Origin of the sequence: Actinomadura miaoliensis (assembly GCF_039536785.1) — a bacterium.
Classification (GTDB): Bacteria; Actinomycetota; Actinomycetes; order Streptosporangiales; family Streptosporangiaceae; genus Spirillospora; species Spirillospora miaoliensis.
This window is the reverse complement of the sequence record NZ_BAAAZG010000066.1, coordinates 1-11,852: the sequence shown is the minus strand read 5'-3', so window position 1 is coordinate 11,852 and position 11,852 is coordinate 1. Positions and strand designations below refer to the sequence as shown.

Genomic DNA, 11,852 nt, shown 5'->3' with positions numbered 1-11,852 from the left:
CCCTGCTGGCCGCCGCGGGCGTCCCGGGGCCCGCGAGGCCCCTCGCGGCGCGGCCCGCGGCCATTAACGCGTCACTTCGCCCACAGGAGAATCGGGAGGGTTGTAGCTCCTGGGGTTTACGCGGATCCGGTGATACGGTGGAGCGGTCGGTTGCAGTCGTGGTTCTCGATCGTTTGTAAGGAACGCCCGCGGACTGATGGCAGCGGGCGTTTTGGCTTTTCCGGGGCAGTGCCGGGGGCGAAGACGTCCCGCAGCGACCGGCACGGGACCCGCGCGGTGTGGGCCCGAGTTTTGCCGCAAGGAGAAAGACATGCCCCAGCAGGGCACCGTGAAGTGGTTCAACGCCGAGAAGGGCTACGGCTTCATCGCCGTGGACGGCGGTGGCGCCGACGTGTTCGTGCACTACACGGCCATCCAGTCGTCCGGCTACCGCACCCTCGACGAGAACCAGCGCGTCGAGTTCGAGGTGACGCAGGGTCAGCGCGGCCCGCAGGCCGACAACGTCGTCCCCCTCTCGTAACCCGTAGTCGTACCGCCGGGCCCGTTCCCCACGCCAGGGGTGCGGGCCCTGTGGTTTCCCGGGCCCGGGCGTCGCGGGCGGGTGGAAACCCGGTACGGGGCTCGCGCTCCGACCCGGCAGAATGGAGCACATGTCCGCTCGCCCGTCCAATCTGGACCCCAAGATCGCCGAACGTCTCAAGCGCACGCCCGACGGCCTCGTGCCCGCCATCGCCCAGCAGTACGACACCGGAGAGGTGCTCATGCTGGCGTGGATGGACGACGAGGCCCTGCACCGCACCCTCACCACCGGCCGCGCCACCTACTGGTCCCGCAGCCGGCAGGAGTACTGGGTGAAGGGCGAGAGCTCCGGCCACCAGCAGTGGGTCAAGTCGGTCGCCCTGGACTGCGACGGCGACGCGATCCTGGTGAAGGTCGACCAGGTCGGCGCCGCCTGCCACACCGGCGACCGCACCTGCTGGGACGCCGACGTGCTCGACGTCGTCGTCGGGGAACGGCCCGCCACAGGCTCGTGACTCCCGCCCGGGAACGCGCCCTGGCCGCCCTGCTGTGCGCGGCCGGTGCCGCGCTGACCCTGCTGGCCGCAGGGCGCGCCTGGGCGCACGTGCGGGCCACCGGCGCCATCACCCCGTTCACACAGGAGCTCACAGGGCGCGACCTGGGCGGAGCGGCGGGCGCCCTGGGCTGGGCCGGGCTGGCGGGGCTGGCGGCCCTGTTCGCCACCCGCGGCAAGGTACGGGCCGGGGTCGGCGTGCTGCTGGTGCTGTTCGGCGCCGCCATCGGCTACGCCTCCGTGGCGTCCGTGCGCGCCTCCCACGTCCGGGCGGCGGCGGACGAGAAGAGCGCCCTGCTGCGGCTGGCCGCGCACCCGTCCGTCGACGTCAACCTGTGGTGGGTCGTGTCCCTCGCCGGCGGCCTGCTGCTGCTGGCCGCGGGGCTCGTGACGCTGCTGCGCGGCGCGCGCTGGCCCGGCATGTCGGCCCGCTACGAACGCCCCGCCACGGCCGCCCCCCGCACCCCGCCCAGGGCCGACGACCCCTCCAGCCTGTGGAAGTCCCTGGACCGCGGCGAGGACCCCACCGCCCCCGCCGACCCCCCTGCTGACCCCACGCGGCCCGCGGAGGGGGACGCCCCCGCATCCCAGGAGACCGGACGCGGACGTTCGGAGCGGCCGTGAGCCGCGGGACGGGCGCCGACGGCGGCGGGCTCATCCTGGTCGCCGAGCACGAACCCGACGTGGCGGAACTGGAGCGGCGCTACCTCGTCCGCGAGGGCTTCGCCGTCGAGATCGAACCGGACCCCTCGCGTGCGGCCGTCGCCGTGGCGCGCGTCCGCCCCGACGCGGTGGTGCTGGACGTGTCCGACACCCCGCTGCCCGCCGAGCTGTACCGCCGGGTGGCGGAGGCGGCCCGTCCCGCGCCCGTCGTGGCCGTGACCGGGCCGATCGACGCGCTCACGCGGCGCGCGCTGGGCGAGCACCAGGTGACGCGGCCGTTCGGTCCCCGTGTCCTGGTCGGCGCGGTGGCCGAGGCGCTGCGCCACGGCACCGGCGACCACGACCCGGGGCCGCTGCGGGCCGGCCGGGTGAGCCTCGACCCGCAGGGACGCGCCGTCAGCGTGGGCGACCGCGCCGTGGCCCTCACCGTGACCGAGTTCGACCTGCTGGAGTTCCTGATGAGCAACCCCGGCCGGGTCTTCACGCGCGAACAGCTCCTCGACGCCGCCTGGGGCCCGGGCGCCGGGGCCGGAAGCCGCACGGTGGACGTGCACATCGCACAGTTGCGCAGCAAGCTGGGCGACGGCAGCCCGATCCGCACCGTTCGCGGCGTCGGCTACGTCCTTGACCCCTGAGCTCCCGGAGAGGAACCCCACGGTGGACGACGCGACCGGCGCACCAGCCCACGCCACGCAGCCGCCCCCGCACCCGCGCGCGTCCGCCCCGGCGGAACAGCGCCTCCGCAGGCGGGCGCTGGCCGGCCCCGGCATCGTCCTGGCCGCGACCGCCGCCGGTGTGACGCTGGTCAGCGTCGTCGACCCGCACGAGCCCGGCCACTACCCGACCTGCCCGTTCCTGTGGGCGACCGGCCTGTACTGCCCCGGCTGCGGGGGAATGCGCATGGTGAACTCGCTGACGCACGGCCGCGTCTGGGAGGCGTTCGGGCTCAACCCCATGGTCTTCCTGCTGCTGCCCGTCTTCGCCTACCTGTGGGCGCGCTGGACGGCCTGCGCGGCCAAGGGCGTGCCGTTCGCCTCGGCCCTGGTGCGGCCGCGCGTGATCTACCCGTTCCTTGGGCTCATCGTCGTGTACTGGATCGTCCGGAACCTGCCGTTCGCTCACGCGCTGGCCCCTTGACGCGGTTTCGGGCGTCCTGAGACCGGCCCGGGTTCGAGGGCCGTCGGCGGCTGCGGCTACGATCGGTGCACGGATCGACCGGAATATAGGGGGCCTTCCCGTGAGCGAGCCCGAGCGCTGCGGCGTGAGCGCGCCGGAGTGGCGCGCCGCCGGGACCGACCGGCCCGCAAGGAAGGAAGGCCGCGCCGTGAGCACGGTGCGTAGGGGAGCGGGGGTCAGGTCGTGAGCGTGCTGAACGAGATCATCGACGGCGTCCGGGCAGATCTGGCCGACCGGCAGCGCACGGTGACGCTCGACGACCTCAAGGCCAAGGCCGAGCGGGCCGAGCCGCCGCGCGACGCGCTCGCGGCGCTGCGCTCCCCGGGGGTGTCCGTCATCGCCGAGGTCAAGCGCAGCAGCCCGTCCAAGGGCGCGCTGGCCGCCATCGCCGACCCGGCCGCGCTGGCCCGCGACTACGAGTCGGGCGGCGCCAAGGTGATCAGCGTGCTGACCGAGCGGCGCCGGTTCGGCGGCAGCCTGGACGACCTGGCCGCGGTGCGCGCCGACGTCGACGTGGCGGTGCTGCGCAAGGACTTCATCGTCACCTCCTACCAGCTGTGGGAGGCCCGCGCCTACGGCGCCGACCTCGCCCTGCTGATCGTGGCCGCGCTGGAGCAGGACGCGCTGGTGTCGCTGGTCGAGCGGGCCGAGTCGATCGGGCTCACCCCGCTGGTCGAGGTGCACACCGAGGAGGAGGTGACCCGCGCGGTCGACGCGGGCGCCAAGGTCATCGGGGTCAACGCGCGCGACCTGAAGACCCTGCGCGTCGACCGCGGCGTGTTCGCCCGGCTGGCCCCGCTGATCCCCAAGGACGTCGTCAAGATCGCCGAGTCGGGCGTGCGCGGCCCGCACGACCTGCTCGCCTACGCCTCGGCGGGCGCCGACGCGGTGCTGGTGGGCGAGAGCCTGGTGATGGGCCGCGACCCGCGCGGCGCCGTCGCCGACCTGGTGGCCGCGGGCGCGCATCCGGCCCTGCGGCAGAGCGGCTGACGCGATCGCGATAGGGTGAGCGTCATGCGGAGAGAGCCGTCCCTGGGAGCGGGCCCGTCCGGGGCCCCCGTCGAGACCCTGCGCGAACGATGGCGCGCTCGGCCGACGACCCAGCAGCCCGGATGAGCCCTTCTCCCACGACAGGATTCCCATGACCATCGACACCACCTCGAACGGTGCCGTCGTGCCCGACGCCACCGGCCACTTCGGCGTGTTCGGCGGACGCTTCGCCCCCGAGGCCCTCATGGCCGCCCTCGACGAGCTGACCCGCGAGTACGAGGCCGCCCGGCGGGACCCCGCCTTCACCGGCGAGCTGGACCGCCTGCTGGCCGAGTACGCCGGACGGCCCAGCCGGCTGACCGAGGCCCGCCGCTTCGCCGAGCACGCGGGCGGCGCCCGCGTCCTGCTCAAGCGCGAGGACCTCAACCACACCGGCTCCCACAAGATCAACAATGTGCTGGGGCAGGCGCTGCTGACCCGCCGCATGGGCAAGCGCCGCGTGATCGCCGAGACCGGCGCCGGGCAGCACGGCGTGGCCACCGCCACCGCCGCCGCCCTGCTCGGCCTGGAGTGCACCGTCTACATGGGCGAGGTCGACACCGAGCGGCAGGCCCTCAACGTCGCGCGGATGCGGATGCTGGGCGCCGAGGTGATCCCCGTCCGCACCGGCAGCCGCACCCTCAAGGACGCCTGCAACGAGGCGTTCCGCGACTGGGTCGCCTCCGTCGACCACACCCACTACTGCATCGGCTCGGTCATGGGCCCGCACCCGTTCCCGATGATGGTGCGCGACTTCCAGCGCGTCATCGGCGTCGAGGCGCGCGAGCAGTGCCTGCGGATGACCGGACGGCTGCCCGACGCCGTCGTGGCCTGCGTCGGCGGCGGCTCCAACGCCATCGGCACCTTCCACGCCTTCGTCCCGGACGAGTCCGTGAAGCTGTACGGGTTCGAGGCCGGCGGCGACGGCGTGGCCACTGGCCGGCACGCCGCCACCCTGGTCGGCGGGTCGCTCGGCGTCATCCACGGCATGCGCACCTACCTGCTGCAGGACGACGACGGCCAGACCCTGGAGACCCACTCGATCTCCGCCGGGCTGGACTACCCCGGCGTCGGCCCCGAGCACTCCTGGCTGCGCGACACCGGCCGCGCCGAGTACCGGGACATCACCGACGCCGAGGCCATGGACGCCTTCGCGCTGCTGTGCCGCACCGAGGGCATCATCCCCGCCATCGAGTCCGCGCACGCCCTGGCCGGCGCCCTCAAGGTCGGCCGGGAGCTCGGCCCGGACGCCACGATCGTCGTGTGCCTGTCCGGCCGCGGCGACAAGGACATGCACACCGCCGCCCAGTTCTTCGGGCTCATGCCGGAAGGAGAGGGCAAGTGAGCGTCCAGATCGCGTTCGAGAAGGCCAAGGCCGAGGGCCGGGCCGCGCTCGTCGGCTACCTGCCGGCCGGGTTCCCCAGCTTCGACGGCGCCGTGGCCGCCGCCACCGCGATGGTCGAGGCGGGCTGCGACGTCATCGAGATCGGCCTGCCCTACTCCGACCCGATGATGGACGGCCCCACCATCCAGGACGCCGTGCACCGGGCGCTGGTCGGCGGCATCCGCGTCGCCGACGTTTTCCGCACCGTGGAGGCCGTCGCCGCCACCGGCGCGCACACCCTGGTGATGACGTACTGGAACCCCGTCGACCACTACGGCGTCGACGCCTTCGCCCGCGACCTGAAGTCCGCGGGCGGTGCCGGCCTCATCACCCCCGACCTCACCCCCGAAGAGGCCGGGCCCTGGCTCGCCGCGTCCGACGCCCACGACCTCGACCGGGTGTTCCTCGTCGCGCTCAGCTCCACCGACGAGCGGCTCGACAAGATCACCCGGGTGTGCCGGGGATTCGTGTACGCCGCGTCGTTGATGGGCGTCACCGGCGCCCGCGCCGCCGTCGATACCGGCGCGCCCCGCCTGGTGGAGCGCACCCGCGCCGTCCTGGACGCGCGGGGGGCCACGCTGCCGGTCGGGCTGGGCCTGGGCGTCAGCGACGGGGCGCAGGCCGCCGAGGTCGCCGGTTTCGCCGACGGCGTCATCGTGGGCTCGGCGTTCATCCGCCGCCTGCTGGACGCCCCCGACGAGCGCACCGGCGTCGAGGCCGTCCGCGCCCTCGCCGCCGAACTGGCCGACGGCGTCCGCAACCCGCGCTGACACGGCCGGCCCGTCCGCGGGCCGCCGCCCGGTGTGGAAGCGCCGCGTCGAGGCCGCTTTCCAACGCCCAACTTATGCGTCGTCCTCTAAGGTGAAGTCGCGTCGCGTCCGGGCGGACGCGTGACCGCTCCGCCCGCGACCCGGCCCCTGGACGACGTCCGTGGCGGAAGGATCAGGATCGTGCAGGAATCCGTCGAGACGCGGCACGGCGAGGCGGCGCCCGCCGTGCCGTCGCGCCCGCCGTGGTTCGCGCCCACCGTGTGGGTGCTCACGCTGGTCGGCCTGGGCATCTCGGGCTACCTGGTCTACGCGCACTACGACGACGGCGCCCTGCTGTGCACCACCAGCGGCAAGCTGGACTGCCACTCGGTGACCAGCAGCAAGTACTCTGAACTGCTGGGCATTCCGCTGCCGTGGCTGGGGCTGGCGTTCTTCGTCGGGTTCGCCGCGCTGGTCAGCCCGCCCGCGCTGAGATCGCCGTGGCCTCCGCTGCGGTGGGGACGGCTGCTGTCGGTCTGCGTCGGCGTGCTGTTCGTGGTCTACCTGGTGACCGTCGAGGCGGCGATCCTGCACAAGTATTGCCAGTGGTGCACCGGTGTGCACATCGTCACTATCCTGCTGTTCGCACTTGTCCTGTTCGATGAATACCGGCGGGCCGGTCAGGTCGACTAGGTCCGCCCGGCCGCGCGGCGCCACGGCGCGCCCGCGGCGTTCCCGCCGAGGAGAGAGCTGATGAGCAAGGCCGCACGGGAGCGGTCCGCGCGCGAGCGCCTGGCCGAGCAGCGCAAGCGCGAGCAGGCGCGGCAGCGCCAGCGGCGGCTGCTGGCTGTCGTGCTGGGCGCGGTGGTCGCGGTGGCGGCGGTCGTGGCGGCGATCGTGATCATCGTTGACCAGCAGGGCCGGCGCGACCAGAAGGCGGTCGCCTACACCGGCCCGCAGGCGCCGGTGACCCGCGAGGCCGACGGTTCCATCGTCATGGCCAAGCAGGGTGTGACCAAGCCGGTGCTGGAGATCTTCGAGGACTTCCAGTGCCCGGCCTGCAAGCAGTTCGAGGAGTCCACCGGCAAGACCGTCAAGCAGCTGGCCGCCGAGGGCAAGGTCAAGGTCGTCTACCGGCCGTTCCACCTGTTCGGCCAGCAGCGCGACCCGATCAGGTCGAACTCGCTGCGGTCGGCGGCGGCGGCGCTGTGCGTCCCGGCCGCGCAGTGGCTGTCGTACCACGACGCGCTGTTCAAGTTCCAGCCGGTGGAGGGCCGGGACGGCTTCGCCACCGACGACCTGGTCGCCTGGGGCAAGGACGTGGGCGTCACCGACCCGAACTTCGACAAGTGCGTCACCGACCAGCAGAAGAAGTCGCAGGTCGACGAGATGACCAAGTACGCGCTGGACGACCGCAAGGTCACCGGCACGCCCACCGTCTTCCTCGACGGCCGCAAGCTGGAGAACGAGATCGGCAGCGGCGAGACCCTGCGCCAGGCGATCGAGTCCGCCGCCCAGTCCGGCCGCTGACCCCGCGGGCACCCGTCCCGCGCCGACGACGAGCACCGTGGACCCCCTGTGCGGGTCCACGGTGTCGTTTTACCTGCCCTGGAACGTTCCCCCGGTAGCGTCTCTACCGGCGACTCCGGGGGAGGTGGCCGTCGTCGATCGGGGGAGCGATGGACAGGGCGGGCCGGACGGCCGAGGGCCGGCGGCGGCAGCGGGTGCTGCTGGCCGTCCTCGGCGCCGTCGCGGTGATCGCCGTGGCCGTGGCGGTGGTCGTGGCGCTGCGGGGCCGTGACGGCCGCGGGGAGTCCACCGGCCCCGGCACCTACCGGGGGCCGCTGGCGCCCGCGTCGCGCACCCCGGACGGCGCCACCGTCATGACCCGGGCCGGGGTGACCCGGCCGGTGCTGGAGATCTTCGAGGACTTCCAGTGCCCCGTGTGCCGGGCCATGGAGCACATCGTCGGCCCGACGATCAAGAAACTGGCCGCCGAGGGCAGGGTCAGGGTCGTCTACTGGCCGTTCCAGCTGTTCCGCGGCCCCGCCAGCGAACCGCTGGCGTCCAACAGCCGCCGAGCCGCCAACGCCGCCCTGTGCGCCCCGGTCGACCGCTGGCCCGCCTACCACGACACGCTGTACGCCCACCAGCCGGAGGAGGGCGTCGCCGGCTTCGAACCGGCCCAGCTCGTCGCCTGGGGCCGCGAGACCGGCATCACCGACGCCGGCTTCGCCGCCTGCGTCGAGAAAATGCACAAGGCCGCCCAGGTCGATGTGATGACGCGGTACGCCACCCGGACCCGGAAGGTGGACGCCACTCCGACCGTGTTCCTGAACGGCCGCGCCCTGGACCTGCAGGCCCAGCTGCTCGACGCCGGGGCGCTCGAACGGGCCGTACTCGACGCGGGCCGCGGCTGACCGCGCCGTCAGGGCGGCCTTCCGGCACGGCATATCGGGTTACCGGGGCTTCCGGGGCACTCGGGGACGCCGGAGGCGGTAACGTCAACGGACATGCAGCCGGTGGCCTTCATACCGAGTCCTTCCCAGGGCGTCTGGCACCTCGGACCCGTCCCGATCCGCGCCTACGCCCTGATGATCATCATTGGCATCGTCGTCGCGGTCTGGCTGGGCGAGCGGCGCTGGGCCGCCCGCGGCGGGACGCCGGGCGTCGTCATGGACATCGCCATCTGGGCGGTGCCGTTCGGCCTGCTCGGCGGGCGGCTCTACCATGTGATCACCGACTACCAGCGCTACTTCGGCTCCGGACGCAACCCGGTGGACGCGCTGAAGATCTGGGAGGGCGGCCTCGGCATCTGGGGCGCCATCCTGCTCGGCGCGCTGGGCGCGGTGATCGGCTGCCGCCGGCGCGGGATCTCGGTGTCGGCGATGGCCGACACGGTGGCGCCCGGCATCGCGCTGGCCCAGGCCATCGGCCGATGGGGCAACTACTGGAACCAGGAGCTGTACGGGCGGCCGCTGGACGCGTTCTGGGCGCTGGAGATCGACCAGGGGCACCGGCCGCGCCTCGAGAACGGCAACCTGGACCCCCGCTACGCCGACGTCGCCACCTACCACCCCACGTTCCTGTACGAGTCGCTGTGGTGCGTTGGTGTGGCGATCCTGGTCGTGTGGGCCCAGCGCCGCTTCAAGCTGGCGCACGGGCGGGTGTTCGCCCTCTACGTCGCCGCGTACACGGTCGGGCGGTTCTGGATCGAGGCCCTGCGCATCGACGACGCCCACCACGTCCTCGGCATGCGTCTCAACGACTGGACGGCGCTGGTCGTCTTCCTGGGCGCCGTCGCGTACCTGTACCTGACGCGGACCAAGACCGGCCCCGAGACCGTCACCGTGGGCCCGGACGCGGCGCCCGCCGCGACCCCGCCCGCCCCCGCCGAGCCCGCCGAGGCCCCGGAGAGCGCCCCGGAGAGCGGCACGCCCGCGAAGCCCGCCGAGCCCGCCGAGAAGGCGGAGGACCCCGAGGACGCCGAGCCCCTGGCAAAGGCCGAAGCGGCCGAGGACGCCGAAGAGACCGCGACGCCCGCCAAGGACGCCGAGGAGGCGGACGAACCGCGAGCGGACGCGCCCGAGCAGGACGAGCCGCCGCACGACACGGTGGAGAAGGACGCCGCCGAGGACGAGCCGTCCGGATCCACCGAGGCGGCCGGAGCGGACGACCCCGGCGACGGTGCGGACCAGGCGTCCCGGCAGAATGACCGTGAAACCGACGCCAAGACCACCGAAGCGGACGACCCGGAGGCGGACGCCGAGGACGCCGAGCCCGGCACGGCCGGGACGGCCGAGAAGGCCGACGAGCCCGTCAAGGCCGAGGAGCCCGAGGAACCGAAGGAGACCGAGGGCGCCGAGGACGCCGGCGAGCGGGGCAAGGCGGAGGCCGTCAAGGACGCGAAGTAGGACGGCGAGGAGACCGGGGTGCCCGCGGAGATCCATCATCAGCACCGTGACGTCACCGGCGGCTGGCTGCGGCCCGCGGTGTTCGGGGCCATGGACGGCCTGGTCTCCAACTTCGCGCTGATCGCCGGGGTGGCGGGCGGTCAGGCGAGCCGGCAGGTCGTGCTGCTGGCCGGGCTGGCGGGCCTGGTGGCGGGCGCGTTCTCCATGGCCGCGGGCGAGTACGTCTCGGTGGCCTCGCAGTCGGAGCTGGCCGAGGCCGAGATCGAGGTGGAGCGCCGGGAGCTGGCCCGCCATCCGAGCGCCGAGCAGGCCGAGCTGGCGGGCCTGTACGTCGAGCGCGGCGTCGACCCCGAGCTGGCGGCCGAGGTCGCGCGGCAGCTGTCGCGCGACCCGGACCAAGCCCTGAAGGTGCACGCCCGCGCCGAGCTCGGGGTGACGCCGGACGACCTGCCGTCCCCGCTGCTGGCGGCGGTGTCGTCGCTCCTGTCGTTCGCGGTCGGCGCCGTGCTGCCGGTGCTGCCGTACGCGTTCGGCGCCGCCAGCCTGTGGCCCGCCGCCGTCATCGCGGCCGTCGGGCTGTTCGCCGCGGGCGCGGTGGTGTCGCGGCTGACCACGCGCAGCTGGTGGTTCGGCGGGCTGCGCCAGCTGGGCTTCGGCGCCGCCGCGGCGGGGGTCACCTATGTGGTCGGCGCGTTGATCGGAGCGGGCGGCGTTTCCTAGCCGGGGGCTCGGCGGGGATCGGACGACAAACGGTGAGGAACCGCTCGTTTGCCCCCGCGGGAGGCGGTGTAGTCGATAGGCTCGCGTCCTGTGATCGAGGCTCGTGACACAGGTGCGCCGGAGACCGGTCGTCCGGCCGGTGGGCGGGACTTCTGGCCGGAGGACGACAGCAAACCCGGCGGCAGGAGGAAGAAGAAGCGCAGTCCCAAACTGCTGTGGGGCGCCGTCGCGGGGGCGGTGGCCGTCGTGGCGGCGGCCGCCGCGGGCGTGGTGGTGCTGACCGGCGGCGACGACGAGGAGGGCGCCGCGACCGGGCTGAGCAACGGGCCCGGCGTGCTGCCGACCGCCTACACCCCGCAGATGGCCGACCGTCAGATGGCCCGCATCGCCCAGCGCTCGGCCGACCAGCGGCCGATGACGCAGGGCGAGGTCTTCTCGGGCGAGACCAAGACGGTCACCTACCAGAACTATTCGTTCACGCTGGCGGGGGCGCAGCTGTCCGGGGACTGCAAGTCGGTCACCTGGGGGCAGCGGCTCCACGACGACCTGGCCAAGGCGGGCTGCTCGCAGATCGCCCGCGGCACGTACGTCAGCCAGGACCGCAAGTACGTCGGGCAGTTCGCCGCGATCAACCTGGCCAGCCAGGAGGGCGCCGACCAGATCGTGCGGGTGATGGACCCGGCCACCAAGGCCGGTTTCGTGCTGCCGCTGGTCGCGCCGGGCGCGCCGAAGTTCGGCGGCGGGTTCAGCGCCGCCTACGCCCAGGCGTACGGGCACTACACGATCGTCACCTGGGTGCAGCGCGCGGGCGGCGCCCGGCCCGCCTCGCTCAACGAGATGATCGACATCAGCCTGGCCGTCGAGAAGCCCGCCGACTTCGTGTGGGGCCGCCTGCCCGACGAGGGGAACGGGCGTTGACGCGGCGCGGACCGGCGGTTCGGCCCGGAACGGCCCCGCGACCGGCGCGCGGACGTTAGTCTGCGCCCTCGTGGACCGCCAAGAACCCGGCCGCGTCCCGGGCCCCCGACGGCCCGGCGCGGCTCCCCGCTCAGGTTCCCGCCAGCCCCGTCCCGCCGACGGACGTCCCGGCCCGCGCGAACGCCGCCCCGCCGCGGGGCAGCGGCCGCCCCGGGAGGAGCGGCCGC

14 protein-coding genes are annotated in these 11,852 nt (G+C 73.8%); all 14 read left to right on the top strand.

The genetic code is table 11. The features are described from left to right. The first annotated feature begins 310 nt into the window (after window positions 1-310). The gene (locus tag ABD811_RS39475; protein ID WP_285492631.1) at window positions 311-520 is read left to right on the top strand and encodes a cold-shock protein; all 210 of its coding nucleotides are present in this window, start codon (window positions 311-313) and stop codon (window positions 518-520) included. A 130-nt stretch (window positions 521-650) separates the two neighbouring features. Further along, window positions 651-1,034: a phosphoribosyl-AMP cyclohydrolase gene (hisI, locus tag ABD811_RS39470; protein WP_344958077.1), complete on the top strand. Its 384-nt coding sequence runs from the start codon at window positions 651-653 to the stop codon at window positions 1,032-1,034. Continuing rightward, complete coding sequence (locus ABD811_RS39465) at window positions 1,031-1,696, top strand: Trp biosynthesis-associated membrane protein (RefSeq protein ID WP_344958075.1); 666 nt, start codon at window positions 1,031-1,033, stop codon at window positions 1,694-1,696. Before hisI ends, ABD811_RS39465 begins: the two co-directional genes overlap by 4 nt. Beyond that, complete coding sequence (locus tag ABD811_RS39460; protein WP_344958074.1) at window positions 1,693-2,370, top strand: response regulator transcription factor; 678 nt, start codon at window positions 1,693-1,695, stop codon at window positions 2,368-2,370. Before ABD811_RS39465 ends, ABD811_RS39460 begins: the two co-directional genes overlap by 4 nt. 22 nt (window positions 2,371-2,392) lie before the next feature. Next, entirely contained in the window at window positions 2,393-2,872 is a 480-nt protein-coding gene (locus ABD811_RS39455; protein ID WP_344958073.1) for a DUF2752 domain-containing protein, read from the top strand. Between the two features lie 222 nt (window positions 2,873-3,094). After that, entirely contained in the window at window positions 3,095-3,901 is an 807-nt protein-coding gene (gene trpC, locus ABD811_RS39450) for an indole-3-glycerol phosphate synthase TrpC (protein ID WP_344958072.1), read from the top strand. A gap of 151 nt (window positions 3,902-4,052) precedes the next feature. Continuing rightward, window positions 4,053-5,285, top strand: a complete 1,233-nt coding sequence (gene trpB / locus ABD811_RS39445; RefSeq protein ID WP_344958071.1) for a tryptophan synthase subunit beta — start codon at window positions 4,053-4,055, stop codon at window positions 5,283-5,285. After that, window positions 5,282-6,094, top strand: a complete 813-nt coding sequence (trpA, locus tag ABD811_RS39440) for a tryptophan synthase subunit alpha (protein ID WP_344958070.1) — start codon at window positions 5,282-5,284, stop codon at window positions 6,092-6,094. The genes trpB and trpA overlap by 4 nt, the downstream gene beginning before the upstream one ends. A gap of 180 nt (window positions 6,095-6,274) precedes the next feature. Then, the gene (locus ABD811_RS39435; RefSeq protein WP_344958069.1) at window positions 6,275-6,766 is read left to right on the top strand and encodes a vitamin K epoxide reductase family protein; all 492 of its coding nucleotides are present in this window, start codon (window positions 6,275-6,277) and stop codon (window positions 6,764-6,766) included. 60 nt (window positions 6,767-6,826) lie between these two features. After that, the gene (locus ABD811_RS39430; protein ID WP_344958067.1) at window positions 6,827-7,603 is read left to right on the top strand and encodes a DsbA family protein; all 777 of its coding nucleotides are present in this window, start codon (window positions 6,827-6,829) and stop codon (window positions 7,601-7,603) included. Window positions 7,604-7,752: 149 nt separating this feature from the next. Next, window positions 7,753-8,493, top strand: coding sequence for a DsbA family protein (locus ABD811_RS39425; protein ID WP_344958065.1), 741 nt, complete (start codon window positions 7,753-7,755; stop codon window positions 8,491-8,493). Between the two features lie 93 nt (window positions 8,494-8,586). Next, complete coding sequence (gene lgt, locus ABD811_RS39420) at window positions 8,587-9,987, top strand: prolipoprotein diacylglyceryl transferase (RefSeq protein ID WP_344958063.1); 1,401 nt, start codon at window positions 8,587-8,589, stop codon at window positions 9,985-9,987. Between the two features lie 18 nt (window positions 9,988-10,005). After that, the gene (locus tag ABD811_RS39415; RefSeq protein WP_344958061.1) at window positions 10,006-10,707 is read left to right on the top strand and encodes a VIT1/CCC1 transporter family protein; all 702 of its coding nucleotides are present in this window, start codon (window positions 10,006-10,008) and stop codon (window positions 10,705-10,707) included. Between the two features lie 90 nt (window positions 10,708-10,797). Beyond that, a complete protein-coding gene (locus ABD811_RS39410; protein ID WP_344958059.1) occupies window positions 10,798-11,625 on the top strand; it encodes a hypothetical protein in 828 nt (275 codons plus the stop codon). Window positions 11,626-11,852: the final 227 nt, after the last annotated feature.

Excerpts from the sequence above, each read along its gene's own strand:
- ABD811_RS39425 (WP_344958065.1), top strand. The coding sequence starts at position 7,753 with ATGGACAGGGCGGGCCGGACGGCCGAGGGCCGGCGGCGGCAGCGGGTG.
- trpB (WP_344958071.1), top strand. The coding sequence starts at position 4,053 with ATGACCATCGACACCACCTCGAACGGTGCCGTCGTGCCCGACGCCACC.
- hisI (WP_344958077.1), top strand. The coding sequence starts at position 651 with ATGTCCGCTCGCCCGTCCAATCTGGACCCCAAGATCGCCGAACGTCTC.
- ABD811_RS39430 (WP_344958067.1), top strand. The coding sequence starts at position 6,827 with ATGAGCAAGGCCGCACGGGAGCGGTCCGCGCGCGAGCGCCTGGCCGAG.
- ABD811_RS39475 (WP_285492631.1), top strand. The coding sequence starts at position 311 with ATGCCCCAGCAGGGCACCGTGAAGTGGTTCAACGCCGAGAAGGGCTAC.
- lgt (WP_344958063.1), top strand. The coding sequence starts at position 8,587 with ATGCAGCCGGTGGCCTTCATACCGAGTCCTTCCCAGGGCGTCTGGCAC.